The 18,808-nt window shown below is 35.0% G+C and carries 22 protein-coding genes and 2 pseudogenes; 11 read left to right on the top strand and 13 right to left on the bottom strand.

Annotated features, from left to right (window positions below; genetic code table 11):
* Nucleotides 1-115: 115 nt before the first annotated feature.
* On the bottom strand, nt 116-340 hold the full coding sequence (locus AAGD79_RS01595) for a WPE palindromic element domain-containing protein (protein WP_094189588.1): 225 nt from the start codon (nt 338-340) through the stop codon (nt 116-118).
* 33 nt (nt 341-373) lie between these two features.
* On the opposite strand from AAGD79_RS01595, the gene AAGD79_RS01600 reads away from it, so the two are divergent.
* Entirely contained in the window at nt 374-730 is a 357-nt protein-coding gene (locus tag AAGD79_RS01600) for a transposase (RefSeq protein WP_341811406.1), read from the top strand.
* A 33-nt stretch (nt 731-763) separates the two neighbouring features.
* Nucleotides 764-1,624: pseudogene (locus AAGD79_RS01605) on the top strand (IS630 family transposase).
* A gap of 209 nt (nt 1,625-1,833) precedes the next feature.
* Here the strand turns inward: AAGD79_RS01605 and AAGD79_RS01610 are convergent.
* The 4 genes from AAGD79_RS01610 to yihA form a co-directional block, all read right to left on the bottom strand.
* On the bottom strand, nt 1,834-2,427 hold the full coding sequence (locus tag AAGD79_RS01610) for a hypothetical protein (protein ID WP_341811486.1): 594 nt from the start codon (nt 2,425-2,427) through the stop codon (nt 1,834-1,836).
* A 100-nt stretch (nt 2,428-2,527) separates the two neighbouring features.
* Entirely contained in the window at nt 2,528-2,989 is a 462-nt protein-coding gene (gene dut, locus AAGD79_RS01615) for a dUTP diphosphatase (RefSeq protein ID WP_006279458.1), read from the bottom strand.
* A gap of 414 nt (nt 2,990-3,403) precedes the next feature.
* Complete coding sequence (gene argB, locus AAGD79_RS01620) at nt 3,404-4,315, bottom strand: acetylglutamate kinase (protein ID WP_182309211.1); 912 nt, start codon at nt 4,313-4,315, stop codon at nt 3,404-3,406.
* A 4-nt stretch (nt 4,316-4,319) separates the two neighbouring features.
* Nucleotides 4,320-4,913 carry a ribosome biogenesis GTP-binding protein YihA/YsxC gene (yihA, locus tag AAGD79_RS01625; RefSeq protein WP_265023858.1) on the bottom strand — a complete coding sequence of 198 codons (594 nt, stop codon included), beginning with the start codon at nt 4,911-4,913 and terminating at the stop codon, nt 4,320-4,322.
* 98 nt (nt 4,914-5,011) lie between these two features.
* Here yihA and prfA point away from each other — a divergent pair, with 98 nt between their 5' ends.
* Entirely contained in the window at nt 5,012-6,091 is a 1,080-nt protein-coding gene (gene prfA / locus AAGD79_RS01630) for a peptide chain release factor 1 (RefSeq protein ID WP_007548640.1), read from the top strand.
* Between the two features lie 27 nt (nt 6,092-6,118).
* On the opposite strand, the gene AAGD79_RS01635 is transcribed toward prfA, so the two are convergent.
* Nucleotides 6,119-7,282, bottom strand: a complete 1,164-nt coding sequence (locus tag AAGD79_RS01635) for a multidrug effflux MFS transporter (protein WP_341811487.1) — start codon at nt 7,280-7,282, stop codon at nt 6,119-6,121.
* A gap of 16 nt (nt 7,283-7,298) precedes the next feature.
* Here AAGD79_RS01635 and AAGD79_RS01640 point away from each other — a divergent pair, with 16 nt between their 5' ends.
* The 8 genes and pseudogenes from AAGD79_RS01640 to AAGD79_RS01670 all read left to right on the top strand — a co-directional run bounded on the left by AAGD79_RS01640 (nt 7,299) and on the right by AAGD79_RS01670 (nt 12,806).
* Nucleotides 7,299-7,520 carry an acetyltransferase gene (locus tag AAGD79_RS01640; RefSeq protein WP_264339186.1) on the top strand — a complete coding sequence of 74 codons (222 nt, stop codon included), beginning with the start codon at nt 7,299-7,301 and terminating at the stop codon, nt 7,518-7,520.
* Nucleotides 7,521-7,745: 225 nt separating this feature from the next.
* Nucleotides 7,746-8,675, top strand: coding sequence for an AEC family transporter (locus AAGD79_RS01645; RefSeq protein ID WP_341811488.1), 930 nt, complete (start codon nt 7,746-7,748; stop codon nt 8,673-8,675).
* 209 nt (nt 8,676-8,884) lie between these two features.
* Complete coding sequence (locus AAGD79_RS01650; RefSeq protein ID WP_007548354.1) at nt 8,885-9,019, top strand: IS3 family transposase; 135 nt, start codon at nt 8,885-8,887, stop codon at nt 9,017-9,019.
* A complete protein-coding gene (locus AAGD79_RS01655) occupies nt 9,019-9,150 on the top strand; it encodes a hypothetical protein (protein WP_255356260.1) in 132 nt (43 codons plus the stop codon). The genes AAGD79_RS01650 and AAGD79_RS01655 overlap by 1 nt, the downstream gene beginning before the upstream one ends.
* 59 nt (nt 9,151-9,209) lie before the next feature.
* On the top strand, nt 9,210-9,356 hold the full coding sequence (locus AAGD79_RS01660; RefSeq protein WP_007548352.1) for an IS3 family transposase: 147 nt from the start codon (nt 9,210-9,212) through the stop codon (nt 9,354-9,356).
* Nucleotides 9,357-9,611: 255 nt separating this feature from the next.
* Complete coding sequence (locus tag AAGD79_RS06955) at nt 9,612-9,782, top strand: DDE-type integrase/transposase/recombinase (RefSeq protein ID WP_080717647.1); 171 nt, start codon at nt 9,612-9,614, stop codon at nt 9,780-9,782.
* A gap of 256 nt (nt 9,783-10,038) precedes the next feature.
* Entirely contained in the window at nt 10,039-11,370 is a 1,332-nt protein-coding gene (rmuC, locus tag AAGD79_RS01665; RefSeq protein WP_151807714.1) for a DNA recombination protein RmuC, read from the top strand.
* A gap of 118 nt (nt 11,371-11,488) precedes the next feature.
* A pseudogene (locus AAGD79_RS01670) lies at nt 11,489-12,806 on the top strand (IS4 family transposase).
* A 101-nt stretch (nt 12,807-12,907) separates the two neighbouring features.
* Here the strand turns inward: AAGD79_RS01670 and ispG are convergent.
* From ispG to AAGD79_RS01705, 7 genes are all read right to left on the bottom strand, one after another.
* Entirely contained in the window at nt 12,908-14,188 is a 1,281-nt protein-coding gene (gene ispG, locus AAGD79_RS01675) for a flavodoxin-dependent (E)-4-hydroxy-3-methylbut-2-enyl-diphosphate synthase (protein ID WP_077188516.1), read from the bottom strand.
* Nucleotides 14,189-14,204: 16 nt separating this feature from the next.
* On the bottom strand, nt 14,205-14,825 hold the full coding sequence (locus AAGD79_RS01680) for a TRP75-related protein (protein WP_341811489.1): 621 nt from the start codon (nt 14,823-14,825) through the stop codon (nt 14,205-14,207).
* Nucleotides 14,826-15,013: 188 nt separating this feature from the next.
* The gene (locus AAGD79_RS01685) at nt 15,014-15,559 is read right to left on the bottom strand and encodes a hypothetical protein (protein WP_341811490.1); all 546 of its coding nucleotides are present in this window, start codon (nt 15,557-15,559) and stop codon (nt 15,014-15,016) included.
* Nucleotides 15,560-15,713: 154 nt separating this feature from the next.
* Nucleotides 15,714-17,828 carry an FtsK/SpoIIIE family DNA translocase gene (locus AAGD79_RS01690; RefSeq protein WP_341811491.1) on the bottom strand — a complete coding sequence of 705 codons (2,115 nt, stop codon included), beginning with the start codon at nt 17,826-17,828 and terminating at the stop codon, nt 15,714-15,716.
* Nucleotides 17,829-18,107 carry a YggT family protein gene (locus AAGD79_RS01695; RefSeq protein WP_006279515.1) on the bottom strand — a complete coding sequence of 93 codons (279 nt, stop codon included), beginning with the start codon at nt 18,105-18,107 and terminating at the stop codon, nt 17,829-17,831.
* Nucleotides 18,108-18,278: 171 nt separating this feature from the next.
* Nucleotides 18,279-18,554, bottom strand: coding sequence for a type II toxin-antitoxin system RelE/ParE family toxin (locus tag AAGD79_RS01700; RefSeq protein ID WP_341811492.1), 276 nt, complete (start codon nt 18,552-18,554; stop codon nt 18,279-18,281).
* Nucleotides 18,545-18,766, bottom strand: a complete 222-nt coding sequence (locus AAGD79_RS01705) for a hypothetical protein (protein WP_006279415.1) — start codon at nt 18,764-18,766, stop codon at nt 18,545-18,547. The genes AAGD79_RS01700 and AAGD79_RS01705 overlap by 10 nt, the downstream gene beginning before the upstream one ends.
* Nucleotides 18,767-18,808: the final 42 nt, after the last annotated feature.

The raw sequence follows: 18,808 nt of genomic DNA on the forward strand, positions 1-18,808 counted from the left end.
TAAGCTCGATGCTAATGAGTTAGATCACGAAGTGAAGCCTGATGCCAATGAGTTAGGTCACGATGTTAGAGATCACTTCTCAGACAATTATAACCATTACAACTCATCTGATGGGCTAATGTAATATAGCTAATTTACAGTATCTGTTCAGATGCATGGCTAATGTACAAATATTGAAACAAAAATTCCAGTGCCCCTGTGATGTCATTCCAGTGCTTGACACTGGAATCCAGCTTTTAATCGAAAATGTTGTATAGTACACAATCAAATTTTCTGGATCCCAGTGGGCTTTGTTGCATCGCTCAAGTGAAAAGAACTGGCAGTTACTGACAAAATTCATTATAAATAGCCATTTAACTGTTGAAGAAAAAATATGCCACAAAAAATGAGAGTCAGTAACTGCCATGAATATAACAAATTTCTCCAAGAAAGAGGAAGCATTTTTTGTTATATCAATGACGCCATAGAAAATTGGTACGAGAATTGTCCAAAAATGCAGGGCGGCAACTATATTTATAGTGATAAAGTTGTGATTTTGGTGCATATAATCGTCAGTTTCTTTAGAATTGGTTTAAGACAAACAGTCGGGTTTATAAAAGGGTATTTGCAACAAATAGGAAGAGATTTGGCAGTTATCAGCTATTCACAAGCATCAAGAAGGTTTAAGAAACTTAATATTAAGATAAATGTTTGTACAGTTATAGCTCTTTCCATAAAAGTCCGGATGTGATAGGATAAGGGTAGATGATGATAAGGAGGTTGAATGCCAGCAGCATATAGTTATGATTTAAGAAAAAAAGCAATGGAAGCGCTAGACGAAGGAGAAAGCAGAGAAACAGTGGCAGCAAGATTTAAGATTGGACGAACTACTTTATGGGAGTGGCAGCAAAGAAGAAAAGAAACAGGAGACTTTCAATCAAAAAAACTTGGAAATGGGGGTTACAATCACAAAATCACCGACTGGGATACCTTTGCCAAATTTGCCAGAGAACACGGAGGAAAGACTCTATCGGAAATGGCTAAACTTTGGAACAACGTTAGTATCCAAACGATCTATCGAGCCCTTAAAAAAATTGGATTTACGCGCAAAAAAAGACATATGGATACAAGGAAAGAAACGAAGAAAAACGTGCTGAATTTTTGAAAATTATAGCGACAAAAGAACCTAAAAACTTAGTGTATATAGATGAGTCTGGCATTGATAACACCGAAGACTACCCCCTACGGATATTGCCAGAAAGGACAGCGGTTTTATGCCTTAAAATCTGGAAAGAAAACTCAACGAATCAGTATGGTTGCAGCCTTAAGTGGAAGAAAGATAGTTGTTCCGTTAACCTTTGAAGGCCACTGTAATATGGATGTTTTTAATGGATGGTTTGAGCAATTTTTGACACCGATCTTGGAACCTGGACAGACTGTCATTCTTGACAATGCTACTTTTCATAAGTCTGATAAGATTATCGAGCTTGCTAAAGGGGTTGGTGCAGAAATTTTGTATCTGCCGCCTTATTCTCCAGATTTCAACAAAATTGAGCATCATTGGTTTGCTATAAAAAACAGAGCCAGGAAAAACATTCCTCTATTCGAATCCTTTCGTCGTGCTGTTGATTCTGCCTTCCTATGACCTGTTCGGACTATTATGAGAAATGCTATATGTGTCAAGCACTGGGATGACAAGAAAGGGAACACTGGAATTTTTGTTTCAGCATTAGCCATGCATCTAAACAGATACGTTGCCTTGAGAATCGCAACATCCATGCAGTTATGCGCGTAACACTAAAAATCAAAAAAAACAAAGAGGCAGACTTAATCTACCTCTTTTATTTCACTTGGCTATACTGTCTGTTGTTGAGAAGCAACTTGTTCAACAATAAGCGAGCCTAAATAAGTGTTAACCTCTTTAGCACCCTCTTTTTCTAAACCTAATGTTTTATTCCATTCTGTTTTATCTACTGTCTCGAACTTACCTTCTTTGTTTTTCACTTCTAGTGAATCTATCTCGAAGAGTGAAGTATTGCCTAGCTTATTGGTAAACTGATTAATATCAACAATAATACGGTAGTTCTTGCCTTCTAAGCTGAAGTCTATATAATGTTTATCCTTTTCTACCTGACCTTCTTCATCTTTAACTTGGTTATTCCTTGCAATTTCCCTAAATGCGTCTTTTGTTACTAGCAACCCATCCTTAATAACCTTCAGAGCTTTCAACTCAGATATTTCGTTATTTTTGCTGATAGCATATATTGCTAAATAAGTCAGCGCAGCAGCAACAAATGCTAAAACGCCCATTCCAAGTGGTGTAGCTGCAAAAGCTGCTAGCTTGCAAGTTGAAGGCCTCCAAAGCGGTGTTGAAAGTATTGCTAATCCACCTATAACGTATAGCAGTAAATGCAACAAATACAGTGTTTGCTTTGTGGAGCTGGCCACAATGATTTTTGAAAGTTAGCATAAACGACTTCATTTAATAAAATATTAATATGCTTAAATTGTGTATAAAAGAACTGTCATAGTCAAGCTTTTTCGTAAGCTACCTGCCGCTTGAGCCAAAGCCCCCTGCATTGCGACCGGTTTCTTCTGCGCAGAATTCTTCTCTGTCATCCCAAATTACCTGAGATACAGGAGAAATAAGGATTTGTGCGATTCTATCTCCTCTTTTTATTTCGTATGGCTGATTACTTAGATTAATTAGACAAATTTTAACTTCACCTCGATAATCAGAGTCTATAGTACCCGGAGAATTTAAGACAGTGATTCCATGTTTTGCAGCAAGACCAGAACGTGGGCGGATTTGCCCCTCAAAACCGTTTGGTATTGCAATCACAATTCCAGTTGGAACAAGTAATCTTTCAAGTGGATTTAAAACAGCAGAATCATTCAATGCAGCATAAAGATCCATGCCAGCACTCTGCGTAGTTGCATAACATGGAAGAGACAAGTCTTCTCCGTGTGATAATCTTTTTATTTCTACTTTAATTTTACTTCTTTGCACTCCAATTTACCATCTATGAAGACTCAATTATAGCATGTAAATTGTATCTGCAAAAGTGATAAATGTAAATGATGTCATTCCAGCGCGTGACGCTAGGCCATAAAATTCCTTGACAAGTTCAGTGCTCCTTTTTTTGTCATCCCAGTGCCTCTATGATGTTATTCCAGTCTGGAATCTAGTCCTTATTATGCAGCCACTTGGTTGAAATTAAGTCTTCTGGATCCCAGTGTCTGGGCACTGGGATGACATCATAAGGGCGCTGGGATGACACCCTGACAACCGTCATCCCGCTACTTGTTAGCGGGATCTAGAGATACCGCGAATGAATCGCGGTATGACGTAGATTGCTGTCATTCCAGTGTCAGCTACTTGAATGACACCCTCTTGGTATTCGTGTAGTTGCAAGCAGTATAGCTATAAATCACTCACAATCGATATGCTTGAATTACTCTCAGTAAATAAATCAAGCATAATGTTAGGTATTCTACCATCAACTATGTGAACAACTCCAGCACATTCCTCCGCCATTTTAACGTATGCCATAAGCCTTTCAATAAATTTTTCCCCTTTAATTTTCCCACAATCAATCGATGCATTTAAATTTTTAACAGATATCTTCCTGCCACCAATTTTATCTATTTCTTCATCTGTGTCACTCAAGATTATCATTTTAGATGCAGAAACTGCGATTGCGATTGCGCTTGCAGTGCTATCGGCATCAATATGATATGTTTCCCCATCTTTTCCATGACCAATTGGTGCAATAACTGGTATAAAATCTGATTCTTCAATAAAAAATAATATATCAGGATTGATTTCAGTGGGTCTACCGATGAACCCCATGTCTAATATCTTTTCGATATTATTTGATCTATCTTCTCTAAGCGTAGCGGTTATTTTTTCGGCTTTAATTAAGTTACCATCTTTTCCACATAATCCAATAGCTGAACCACCAGCAGAATTTATATGCTGAACAATTTTTTTATTAACTGAGCCACACAGTGCCATTTCAATGATTTTCATAGTGTCTCTGTCTGTAAGTCTGATACCATTCACAAATTTACTGTCCATACCCAGCACTTTTAACACCGAGTTAATTTCATATTCTCCGTCATGAATTATTACCGGATTTATACCAAGCTGCTTCAACAAGACAACATTATGCACAAAAGTGTTAAATAGTGTTTCATCTAAGATTATTGTACCACCGCATTTAATGACAAAAGTCTCGCCTACAAAGCTAGGTATATTAGATAGCACTTCAAATAATATTTCTGCTTTTTGTTCAAATGATACCTCACCCTTTAAGAATTCACTACTCTTCATTTTTTTATCTTGTAAACTTGAAAAACTCATCTCTTACCTTGGTTATTTTATGCTTAACACGGATGCTCATTTGATGAATTGACACATTCTCATTATTAATCCATCTTTGAATATCTTCTATAACAGCACCTAAGCTTTTTTGACTTACTTTATCTATTTTTGTTAGCACAACGTTAAAGTTAATGTTATTATATATTAACCAATAAATGAAGTCTTTGTCTATTTCTTTTAATCCTACCTTGCTATCTATCAACACAAACACTCTTCTTAGATTTCTTCTTTGAATTAGATAATACTCAATTAAGTTTAAATATTGTATAATTTCCTCCTTACCTGCATGAGAATAACCATACCCTGGTAGGTCAACAAGCCTGAACTTATCATTGTACATAGAGTAAAAATTTATTTGTCTAGTGCATCCAGGTTTAGAGGAAACTCTGGCAGCTTTTTTGCTGTTTATCAGTAAGTTAATCAGACTGGATTTTCCTACATTTGATCTACCAGCAAACGCAATCTCTGGAACCGACTCATTTGGTAATGATTTTATGTCCGAAGCTCCAAATATGAAATTGCAGTTTGATGTTATCTGTTTTGCCATTATATTCAACTAGAAGGTAGTAGGTATATTATAGTGTTATTGCTTGATATAAGAAATTTTTTATTTCAGTATATATTACTTAGCTAGATCTGTGCTATATGGATATGGAAAATAATTTACAAGACTTAAAGAAAAAATTTAATGATATAGAGAGGAATTTGGAAAATCCTACCAATTTAAGTCAAAAAGAATTCATTACCCTTTCAAAGGAATACTCTGAGCTCAGGCCAATAATCAAGATAATTGATGAATATAACACGCTGAAAGAGGAAATTTCAGACTTAGAAGAAATAATGAAAGATGAAAACAGCGAAGGTGATATAAAAGAGTTAGCAAAAGAAGAATTTTTCGAAAAGCACAAGGTATTATTACCAAAAATAAAAGCAAAATTAAAGTTAGCATTATTGCCCAAAGATGAAGATGACTCAAGAAATGCAATATTAGAAATTAGAGCAGGTACAGGCGGAGAAGAAGCAGCATTATTTGCAGCAATGTTATTTCGTATGTATCAAAAATATGCAGAAAGAAGAAATTGGAAGTTCGAGCCAATAAGCATTTCTAATACAGGTATAGGTGGGTATAAGGAAGCTTCTGCACTCATTAATGGAACAGAAGTTTTTGCAAGGTTGAAATTTGAATCAGGAGTGCACAGAGTACAGAGAGTGCCAGAAACTGAATCTTCAGGAAGGTTGCATACCTCTGCCGCTACTGTTGCGATATTACCTGAAGTAGAAGAAGTTGACTTTAAAATAGAAGAAAAAGACTTACGAATAGATGTTTATAGATCCAGTGGTCCTGGAGGGCAATCAGTGAATACAACTGACAGCGCAGTAAGGGTCACCCACTTGCCAACAGGGATAGTTGTGATACAGCAAGATGAAAAATCGCAGCATAAAAATAAAGCTAAAGCGCTCAAAGTATTGAGGGCAAGGCTATACGAAATTGAAAGACAAAAAAAAGAAATGGAAAGGTCAACAATGAGGAAAAGTCAGATTGGCTCTGGTGATCGTTCCGAGCGCATAAGAACATATAATTTCCCACAATCAAGAATAACAGACCACAGAATTAATCTAACTTCACATCGGCTAGAGCAGATTATAAAAGAAGGCGAACTAGATGAATTTATTGAGGCATTAATCTCACGTAATGAAGCAGAAAGATTGGCAGGGGAAAGTTAGCAGCCTACAATGGAATATCTTTATTAATTACATAGGATCTTTTAAACGTAATAGATAGACAGTAAAAACAAGTTCTAGTACTATCGCGGATAAAACAAGAACAGCTACACTAATTGTTTGACCATTGTAAATGTAGCTTGTTAAGCCGATAAAAATAGCCATGATAAAAGCTCTAATGAACGAGACTGCAGAAGAAGCTGTGCCTTTAATTTCAGGGAAAACATTTATTGATGCATTAAAAATCACTGGCTGGAAAATTGCACAACCGATAGAAAAAATAATCATAGACAGTGTTACTAAGTAGAAAGAGTGGGGTACAATTATACTGAATATTACAAGCAATAGAGACCCAATAGCACCCACGCTCGTACCAGAAATTACACACTTTATTGCTCCAAGTTTCTGCAAGATTTTGCCAGCAAATAGACTGATGAGTGAGAAGCACCCAACTATTGCACCTTGATGTAGTGCATAAATAGTGCTAGATAAACCAAAAGTCTTCATATACAGAAAAGGTCCACAAGTGATGAATGACATATAAGCAGCAGAAAAGAGGCTTGACATCAAAGACAACGTAACAAACCTCGGATTAGATAGTAGTTTTCTGTAATCTTTTATCGTTTTTTTCAAACTGAAAATATCGCGGTCCTTTTTTGTTTCTGGTAACGCTAAAAGCAGCAAAACCCAAGAGATCAAACAAAGTATTGCAACAGTTGCATAATTACCACGCCATCCTACAATTTCATTGATGAAACTGCCTAACACTGGCGCAATTGCCATGACAACTGTAAGAACAGAATTCATGATTCCAATAAATTTCACCGCTTCGTCACCTTTATAGCTGTCTGCAACGATTGCAAACACAACTACAGATGTGCTGACACCAATGCCCTGAACAAAGCGAGAGATTAAAAGCCAAAAAATCGACGGTGCAAAAACACAACCAACAGCGCCGATTAATAACAAAGTGTTACCTATGATCATAATTCTCCTTCTGCCGTAGCATTCAGACAATGGACCGAAAAACAACCCTCCTATGCAAAAGCCTAAAAAATTATAAGCAATAGTTAATTGAATTGTTCCTTCTGATACGTTAAAATAGCGCACCATATCAGGAAAACTAGGTACGGAAATGTCAATTTCAATGAACTTGGCAATTAGAGACAGGATTAATAGAAATGGTAGTAACATTTGAGATTTTCAATTAATGAATAAAAATATCACATTTAAAGCGTTGAAAGAAGAACATTTTTTACTGTTATTAAAATGGTTAGAAACACCTCACGTAAAGAGGTGGTGGATAAATTGGACACCAGAGTTAATTGAGAAAAATATGACAACTATGTTAAAGCTCTTACTCTCTGTCCTAACTTTACTTATTTCCTCTTACTTTTTCAACAGTTCGTCTAAATTACTACAAGCAGTTTAATTTTTAGTAAATATGTCATTATTTAAAAATATGCAAGAAGCTTTATAGAAACTTAACATAATTTTATCATAAAAATGTCATTCTTAAGTCCTATGTAAAAACAAATTTTGGCACTAATTTAATTAACTATGAGCTGGATAAATTGGAAAATAAATTTTGTTTACTTTTACAATACCTTAAGATCTAATATTACTTTATCAGTCAAAAGTATCACAATAGGCTAGTATGTTCTTTACTCTTTTCCTAAAAATATTACCTATTTATATTACGATATTTATTGGTTATTTAGCAGGAAAATGTCTTAAAATTGATAGAAACACTATATCTCAAATACTCTTTTATATAGCTAATCCAATAGTGATTTTATATGGAGTTTCTCATACAGAAGTTAATTTAAAAGTAATTTCTCTGCCGATTTTGATATGGTTTATAGGTAGCACTATGTCCTTATCAGTGTATTATCTTTCTTCTTTTTTATTTAAGGATAACACGAGAAACATATTAGCATTTAGCTCGGGTAGCACAAGTATGGGTTATTTTGGCCTGCCGATTGCCATGGCTTTATTTGATGAAGATTCAGTATCTGTATATGTTGTTTGTTATATAGGAATGGCGCTATTTGAAAACAGCTTAGGATTTTACATAGCTGCAAATGGTATTTATACCGCAAAAGAATGCATATTAAAGTTGTTCAAACTTCCTTCGCTTTATGCGATGGTTCTGGGCTTCTTTTTAAGTATATACGATATACAAATACCTACTTTTTTAACAGATGTTATGATGAACATTAGAAGTACATTTGTCACATTAGGAATGGTGCTACTTGGAGTGAGCATTGCGAATATTGCAAGCTTTAAAATAGATTGGAAGCTTGCTTTGATCACTATTACAGCAAAGTACGTATTCTGGCCACTGTTTGTTTTAGGAATTGTCCTTTTAGACAAGCATGTTATAGGTATATACGATGAGAGCATATATAAAGCACTGATGTTGCTGGCTATTATTCCAGTTTCTGGGTCCAGTGTAATACTTGCTAATATTTTGAATTATCAACCAGATAAAGCTACTCTGTTGCTTCTAATCAGTACTGCAGTGGGACTGTTTTATGTTCCACTAATAATATCATTATTTTTTACTAAACTTGTTCCTTTTTGATCAAAAAATTAAGCGCTTGCACAACCATTATTTGGGTAACAACACAAGACATTGATAAAACTTGAATTTATAGCTAAAGCAACTTCTACAATTTGGTAACCCGTCATCCCGCTACTAGTTAGCGCCGCGGCGGTAAATTGACCTTACCCAGAAAAAGTAGAGAGAAAGTTAAAACGTTTTTGGAGTAAAATAAAACGTTTTTTCAAAATATGACAAATAGAAGAGAATATACAGCAGAATTCAAATTAGAAGCTGTTAAGCTGGTTAAAGAAACAGGTCAAGCAAGTACAAAAATAGCAAAAGATCTAGGTATAGATGGCAGTATGTTAAGTAAGAAAATATGATGGAAAAATGTCTGGAGCATACGCATTTCCAGGCAAAGGCTCCTTATGACAAAGAAAGATTTGATCTAAAAAAAGAACTAACAAGAGAAAGAGACATTTTAAAAAAAGCCCTGGGCAAAGAAAAAGAGTAAAGTATTCTTTTATATAGAAATTGCTATAAAACACAGGAACTATGTAGGGTTTTGTACTGGTGGTATTGGTTGCTAAGGAAAAAAGCAGTAAAGAATTAGCAAAAGAAGGGCTTCTAGCAGATATTCAAAAAATACATCAAGCTTCTAAATGCAGATATGGAGCCCCTAAAATTCACGCTGAATTAAAAGCTTTAGGCAAAAATTAAAACAGTACAAAGTGTTATGCAAGAAAATGGCATTAAAGCCAAGCTTAGACGAAGGTTCAAAAATAAAAAACAGCAAATAAGCAACCGAGTTGTGGCTCCGAACACATTGGATCAAAATTTTACTACTGATCAGCCAAATAAAGTTTGGGATTACCTACATAAAAACTAAAGAAGGTTGTTGGCGGCAATAATTGACCTATATTCACGCATGGTGGTTAATGAGTAACATGATAATTAGTTATAGATTCTTTATTGATGGCCGTTGATAAACGCAAGCCCGATAAAAATCTTCTGTTACATAGCGATCAAGGGTCACAGTATACCTCTCAAAATTACCAATTTCTATTGAATACAAAAAACATCATTTCCAGCATGAGCCATAAGGGCTGTTGTTACGATAACTCTGTTGCAGAAAAGTTCACTTAAAAGGGAGCTGCTTATTGATACTTCTCGCTCAACAAACCAGAACTGCCATATTTGAATACATAGAAATCTTTTATAACAAATAACGTAGACATTCTACTATTAACTATTGCATTCCTGCACAATTTATTCTCATGATAAAAACGTCTTAACTTTCTCTCTACTTTTTCTGGGTAAGGTCACCTCTTTAGGTGCTCCTTTTTTCTTTCTTATACACACAAAAATCATATAGAATTGTAAATACAGCTTTTTTATTCTGATGCTTTTCAATTCTATAGCTCTGGTTGTCTCTCTATTACTATTTTTCTACATTATCGTAAAAAAACTGAGCGAAAAGAAAGCAAACCTTGAGGGTAATTTATGTAAATTAGAGCAAGAACTTCAAGAAACAAAGCAAACTTTGCTTACGAAGAATGAAGAAATAGTTGATTTAAGGGTCAAAAAAGCAGAACTTGAAGTAACTCTGCAAAAAGAACGTGAGGAAAAGAAAAAGGAAATAGAATTACTAACAAAAGCAGAGGAGAGATTAACAAACACTTTTAAAGCGCTCTCTCTTGATGCTTTGCAAACAAATAACAATAATTTTCTGAACTTAGCAAAGGAAGTAATCGATAGTAAATTAAAAGAAACGGAAAGCGATTTCAAAAAAAGACAAGCAACGATCAACGAAGTTGTAACTCCAATAAAAGAAAAATTAGAAAAATTCGATAATGAAATACGTGAGCTAGAGAAGGAGAGGGTAGGGGCCTATGAAGGTTTAAAGGAGCAAATTGGAGCGCTGATGAACCAAACTTCCAACCTTGCTAATGCCCTGAGGAAACCTCACATTAGGGGCAAATGGGGTGAAATGCAACTCAAAAGAGTGGTAGAAATGGCAGGAATGATTGAGTATTGCGATTTTTTTACTCAGCCGTCAGTGATTGATAAAAACGAGGATAATTTATTGCGTCCTGATTTAATAATCAAAATGCCATCTGGAAAGCAAATAATAATAGATGCTAAAGTGCCGCTTGATTCTTACATGGATGCTATATCACAAAATGATTTGCAAATACAAAAGGAGAAATTAAAGAACCATTCCCTGGCAATAAAAAAACACATAAATGATTTGGGTAAAAAAGAGTATTGGAATCAATTTGAAAATACGCCAGAACTTGTGGTGCTTTTCTTAACAGGGGAGGGGGTTTTTAGCGCAGCACTGGAATATGAGCCTGCTTTGATAGAGATTGGAGTGGAAAAAAAAGTGATCATTGCAACACCGATCACTCTAATTGCGTTGCTGAGAGCAATAGCGTATGGATGGAAGCAAGAGATGATAGCTGAAAACGCAAAGAAAATCAGTGAACTAGGTCATATTTTATATGAGCGCATTTGCACAATGGGTGAAAACTTTGATAATTTGCGCAGGAGCTTAAAAAGTGCTGTTGATCATTATAATAAAACTGCTGGCTCTCTTGAAGCAAGGGTGTTTCCTGCTGCTCGAGAATTCAATAAGCTTGGTATACATGCAAAAAATAAAAGTTTAAGTGCTGCAAAGGAATTAGAGTCTTTACCACGCAGTTTACATACTGAGGAGCTGAAAGTAGATTAGGCATCTTAACAGGGAATGTTCAAAAAAGCATACGCGTCAAGTTAAGGAAATAAAGGTATGAAAGAGATAGAATAATAAGGTATAAGTTCTCCCAGATATACTTTTAGTGAGAGAACCAATGAATAAAATAACTTGCTTATCAAAAAAGCTCAAAGAATTTTTTAATGAAAAAGCAGAGAAAATCTCAATTACAACAAGGTTTATAAAAAGAAAGAGAAAGCTAAAAGGTTCATCATTCGTAAAAGCCATGGTCTTGGGTAATATAGGAGTTGATAATTGTAGCGTAGAAACAATGTGTCAATTACTAAACGAGGACTCGATAGATATAACAAAACAAGGTTTGGATTTTAGATTTACTGAAGAAGCAGTGGAATTTATGAAAAGGATGTATAATGAATCTGTGATTCTCTTTAAAAATATCTTGCAAGTTGATTGCAAAATCTTACAGCAATTTAATAGTGTTAAATTATTGGACAGTAGCTATATTACTCTACCTAACAGTATGGAAGAGATGTATAAAGGTTATGGTACTAGCTACAGTGGCTATGAAAGCAATACTAAGTCTGGAATAAAGTTACAATTAGTTTTCGACTACATGAATCAGATAATAGACCAACTTAATTTAACGGAGGGGGTAAGATCAGACCAGGGATATAGGAAACATTTAAGTAATATATTAAGCAATGATTTGCTAATATCTGATCTCGGTTATTTTGTGCCAAGTTCTTTTAAACAAATCAATGAAATAGGAGCTTATTTCATAAGTCGTCGATACCAACATATATGATGTAGAAACAAATCAAAAAATGGAGTTATTAGAATGTTTAGAGGATAAGTTATTTTTAGAAAACGAGGTATTGTTAGGAAAAGAAGCAAAAATTAGAGTAAGAATTATATGTCAGAAACTAACTGAAGAACAGTCTATGGCCAGAAGAAGGAAAGCTAATAGATTAGCAAGATCGCAGGGATATACATCCTCTAAAAGAAATCAAAAATTGTTGAACTGGTCAATATTTATAACTAATGTTCCAGAAAATAAAATTAGTGCTGAGCAAGTATTAACGATTTACAGAGTAAGGTGGCAAATTGAGTTATTATTTAAATTGTATAAAAGCCATATCAGGCTTGATAAGCTAAAAGGAAAGCCATGCAGAGTATTATGTGAACTATATGCTAAATTGTGCGCAATTCTTATATTTCACGGCATAGTTGGTTGCACAGAAGTGAAAAAGAATACAGAACTTAGCTTAACAAAGGCATTTATTGAGCTAAAAAGGCGGGTTAGAGAGTTATTTTTAGTATTAACCAAAATTAATAGTTTAAAAGCATTTCTTAAAAAACTCACTATAACTTGGTCGCGATTTTCATTAAAAGACAAACGTAGAAGGGCTAGAGTATCCACTTTAACCTCTCTAAATTTGCTCACAATCTCTTAACTTGACGCGTATGCTTTTTTGAACATTCCCAACGAAAAAAGAAAAACAAGGTTTAATTTTCTTTTTTATTTGCGATTTATCTATTAATTAACCGTGAAAGGTTACGTGTAATGCTTCTTCACATAATTATCAATAATTGCCTTAAATTCTTCAGAGACATTATCACCTTGTAAAGTTTTGAAATATTTGCCGTTTTTGTAGACTGCTGAAACAGGTTTTTCTCCATATCCAGGTAAGCTGATTCCCAAATTTGCGTGTTTGCTTTCTCCAGGACCATTTACTATGCATCCCATAACAGCAATGTTCATATGCTCTACACCTGGATTTTTTTTCTTCCACATCGGCATATGAGTTTTTATATAGCCATTCACTTCTTCAGTTAATATACGAAAACGATCGCTGCTCGTGCGCCCACAACCAGGACATGAATTAACCTGAGGGTTAAAGTATCGCAAGCCTATAGACTGCAATATTTCCTGACACACCACCACTTCATTAGTACGCGATTCACCAGGACGTTGAGTCAAAGAAGCCCGTATTGTATCTCCAATGCCATTTTGCAATAAATAAGTAAGCCCTGCTGCGGTATTTACCACACCTTTATTGCCCATACCAGCCTCAGTTAAACCCAAATGCAGCGCATAATTGGAAGATTTTGCAAGTGCCATATAAACTAAAATTAAATCTTGCACTTTGCTAACTTTACATGAAATGATTATTTTGTTTGAATTTAGACCAATTCCTTCAGCTTTTTTTGCACTATCAAGAGCAGACATTACAAGTGCTTTGCGCAGTATAACATCAGAAGGCCTTGAATTACTAAGCGAAGAGTTTTCATCCATCAATTTTTGCAAAAGGTATTTATCAAGACTACCCCAATTTACCCCAATTCTAACCGGAAGATCGTGCATTATTGCATACTCTATCACCCTTTCAAACTTCTCATCACGTTTGTCGCCAAAGCCTATATTGCCTGGATTGATTCTAATTTTACCCAGCATTTTGATGTTGTCTGGATAATCTTGAACTAATTTATCTAGCTCATATTGACCGCAGCCTACCAATATTTTACCGTCAAAACCTTCTTTATTTATCTCTTCTACTATATAAGGTATTGCTCTTGCTACCTCCTCTGAGTTCAAGGCAATTCGCACCAATTCTGAACCTGTACGCGCTAGTTCTGTTATCTCTTTTGCATAATGTTTTGCGCTACTTTTTATATTATCAGAATCTATATGCACACCAAGCGCCATAGATTGTACAACTACAGGATTATTTCCGCCTATCTTTACTTTTCCAACTTCTACAACATGAGTTTTGTGCCTGGAAATTGGCGATAATTCACATGCATCGTCATTCAATATCAGGTCTGTATCTAGCATATTATTAATTGTGATACTATTTTACTGTGTCAGCTACGCTGCCAAACGAACTTGAACCATTCAAACTATAAGCATCTACGTTATCCAAATTAGCAATAGAATCATGTGAGCACGTTCTTCTTGAAGGAGTTTCTTTTATAGTGATATTTATAGGAGAAACTTTCTTTTCTCGTGTTGAAGTAACTTTCTTCCCTTCTTGTTGTTCACTTTCATGCTGCTTACTTTCATACTGAGAAACTGGCTCTTGATCTATAAATACAGCACCCTTTAAACGTGCGATATTAATACCATGCTGATTTATCATAGCGCTCTCTTCATCGTCGACTATGCACACTTCCATGTCATTTGGCTCATTATCAAGACTAGCAATTTTTTTCTCTTTTAATTTTTTGATTAGATCTTCTTTATTTATAGCTCGATCTTGTGACTTTTTTTTCTTGAGCAATTCCCTACGCTTCTCATACAGTTTATATGACTCAGCAAAATCCTCATCTGTATGAAAGTTTGCACCACCAGGGTTACCAGGAGGTATGTATCTCTTACTGAGCTTAGATTTAGCTCCAGCACTATGCACAGTAAAAAAGCTAGAAACCAAAAACATTAATATAAACAAAACTTTAGAAAAAATCCTAAGCATATGGTGCTATAGTAAATATCGTGTTTTAAAAGATAGCAATTAACAAACTTTAAGTAAACCAGAATCTTTACTAACTTTACAATACAAATATTTTTCTAAAAAGTGATATGTTTACTATCAAAAAATCTACATAGGCTAAGAGAAGAGGAAGGTGTTACAAGTTGCGTAACACCTTTTCAAGAAAAGTGTTATGCAGCTATATGTTTGTCAACTTTTAAGTCATTCCGTAGTTTTTTAGTACCATCGGTAGCATCTACATTATTAAGTTTTGCGTCTGGTGTATCTTTAGACAAGTTCTTTTCTTTCTCCCTTTCACACTTAACTCCCTGATAGATACAGAATGCAACAAAACTAGTTACCGCTATTACGGCAACAGCAGTGGCTATGGTACAAATTAGTAGTGTTTTTTCTTGATCTGCTACTGCCTCTGCAAGTGTTTCCACTTTTTTTTGCAGGCCGTTTAAGTGCTCTTGCATACCTTGAAACTGCTCAGTACCAATCTTGTCTTTTAATGCACTAAAAACTTTTTCAAACTGCTCAGCATCTATCTTTTGAGCTTCTTGCCATTCTTTTAATGCACTAAATACCTCTTCAAACTGTTTAGCATCTATCTTTTGAGCTTCTTGCCATTCTTTTAATGCACCAAAAACTTTTTCAAACTGCTCAGCATCGATTTTTTGACTTTCTTGCAATTCTGTTACACCTAACCAATTGCACAAAATTCCTTTTACCATTTTAACCCCCTAGTTAATTAATATATTATAATTTTACATTCCCAATGTTTAAATTATTATTAAATTAACTGTCATTATGTATTGACCTTTTAATAATTTTGTTTGACTTGCTTTTTGAAAGTGCGGAAACTTAAATTAAGGTATTACAAGATTGTTATTCAACCAATATCTCTCTTTTCCCTGAGTAATTTGGAGCGCTGACAATACCTTCCTTTTCCATTCTTTCAACGATGTTTGCTGCTCTGTTATAGCCTATTCTAAGCTGCCTTTGAATGTAACTGGTTGAAACTTTTTGATCTCTTTGAATGATGGCCACTGCTTGGTTATAGAGGTCATTTTCTTCATCCTCCGTTTCATCGTGTGACTCTGTAGAAGAATTTTCATCTTCTTTAGTGATTTCCTCCATGTAGTTTGGCTCACCTTGCATTTTCAGATGATCAACTATATCTTGCACCTCATTATCACTTACAAATGGGCCGTGAACTCGAATGATCTTACCACCAGAGGCCATATAGAGCATGTCACCCATGCCGAGCAATTGTTCAGCCCCTTGTTCGCCAAGTATTGTACGGCTATCTATCTTAGAAGTAACAGCAAAACTGATTCTCGTTGGAAAGTTCGCCTTTATCACACCTGTGATCACATCCACAGATGGGCGTTGTGTTGCCATTATGATGTGTATTCCTGCAGCACGAGCCATCTGAGCTAAGCGTTGAATAGAGCACTCTATTTCTTTGCCGGCAACAAGCATCAAATCTGCCATTTCATCCACGATCACTACAATATATGGAAATGTTTCCATCTTGATTGGTATTTTTTCAAACAGAGGTTTGCCTGTTGTTGAGTTAAAGCCAATCTGCACAACGCGCTCCAATTCTATTCCACTATTCATCGCTTCTGTGATTTTTTGATTATAGTTTATAACATTGCGTACATTCAAATACGACATCATGCGATAGCGGTTTTCCATTTCTTTCACGATCCACTTAAGAGCGACTACAGCCTTTTTTGGCTCTGTTACTACTGGCGTTATTAGATGTGGTATTGCATCATATATTGAAAGCTCAAGCATTTTGGGGTCGATCATTATCATCTTGCATTCGTCAGGACTTAATCGATAAACGAGTGAAAGAACCATAGTGTTAATCGCAACTGATTTACCAGACCCTGTAGTTCCAGCAACGAGCAAGTGAGGCATTTTAGTTAGATCTGCAATAACTGGTTTTCCACTTATTTCTTTGCCAAGCGCAATTGGAAGATTTAAGTTTGCATTTTGGTATTCTGGTGATTCAAGCAAATCACGCAGCATTACAATTTCCCGTTCCTTGTTCGGCAACTCTATTCCCATAGCATTTTGCCCACGAATTATTGAAATACGTGCAGAGAGTGCACTCATCGAACGTGCAATGTCATCTGCAAGGCCAATTACTCTTGCAGATTTCGTACCAGCTTGTGGTTCAAGTTTGTATAAAGTCACAACCGGCCCATAGCATACACTGATAATTTTTCCTTGCACGCCAAAATCACTCAGGACTTGTTCCAGCAGAGATAAATTTTTATTGCTCTCCATCTCATTCAGCTGCTTTCTCTGCAAAGACTCTTCTGCTTTAGAAAGTAAATGGATACTTGGAAACTCGAACTCACTGGAAGGTTTAAAAATTTCTTCAGTCTGTCTTTTTCTTGGTTGCTGTCTAGTAGTGACTTGAGCTTTATGTTTTTCTTCTACTACTAATGGTGCAACTGAATATTCAGCAGTTTTACGTGATCTGAAGAATAGAACATTTACAAATAAGCAAGCTATTTTTTTGAATAGGAAAAATATAGAGTAAGTTGTTCTCTTCCAACCAACCAATCCTACAAGACCTATTGATGTTACTATCACAAATACATAAAACGGACAGTGATTAACGAGTACATTCCCTATTATTCCACTGTGTCTGTACCTTGCAATGACGCCTAGCGAAAGTTGTGGTAATATAGCACATATCCCTAAATTGATTAATATTAAACAGAGAATTTTCAGCAGCCTTTTTGCTGGCCTGAAGATCAACAAGTAAACTATGGTTGTAGCTATTGTAACACTAGTTAATCCGAGAAATTGAACCAATATATCAGCTAAATATGAACCTACTATTCCACCTAAATTTGTCACTTCCTCATTTGTAGCCGTGTTTAAGGAAGGATCTTTATAGTTATAGCTAAAAACTGATATATATATATATATTAAAAGGGATAGATATATTGCTGATTTTAGATATTTTTTTAACATCTACCTAAAGTAGTAAGCTACTGTATATTTTACAAAGTGAATTGTTATTAGCAATATCATTATAGATAAATCTAATCCGTTGAACGGTGGTATATATCTTCTAATAATCTTTAGTGGTGGATATGTCAATTGGTTCAAGATGTGCATTATGCTACTGACAGTTTCATTATATATGTTCACCATATTAAGTTTAACCAGCCAGTTTAGGACAACCCAACATATTAGAATGAAGCTATAAAGATCAAGTAACGTATTGAGTAGATATATGATTGGATGCATACATATCTATTACACGAAAGTTATATAAAAGACAAGTATTTAGCCTTTTCAAACTCAAAATGTTGTTTTTGCTGAACCAAAAAAAACTTCATTTTTTGAGCTGCGCAAAGCCACCTAAAGTAGAGAATGGACAAGGAAGGAGGAGTGTATAATATATATTAATGTTGATATTTATTTCTTATAAATATCATCTCTATGTCCTATCTCTGTGATAGTTACTATATGATCTAATTGATTTACTCTGTAAATTACACGATAGTCACCAACTCTTAGCCTTCTACGTCCTTTTAAGTTATGATGTAGTGGTTCACCAAAATTTATTGGGTCAACTGTAAGACGTTCTTTTATAGCCTTTTGAACTCTTAGCCTTATTGTCTTTGGAAGGTTTGGTAAATCTTTTTCAACAACACTCTTTAGAGACTTAACCTTGTAACACTCTAATCCCACTTAATATCTTCAAAATCAACTGTTTCTGCACCTTCAACATCACGCTCATCAGAAATTTTAGATACTAAAAAATCCTCCATTTCAAGCTCAACTGCTTCTCTAAATAGTTTTCCTGCTAATTCTTGAACGGGCTGTTTAGTAAATTCAGATAATTCAGCAAGATGCTTTAAAGTTTCTTCGCTAAGAGCTATGTTAATGCCTGAATTTGCCATATGTTTTACCAAAGTCCACTAATAATTATACAACATTTTTTT

The sequence above is a fragment of the Wolbachia endosymbiont (group A) of Oxytorus armatus genome, from assembly GCF_964027005.1.
Lineage (GTDB): Bacteria > Pseudomonadota > Alphaproteobacteria > Rickettsiales > Anaplasmataceae > Wolbachia > Wolbachia pipientis.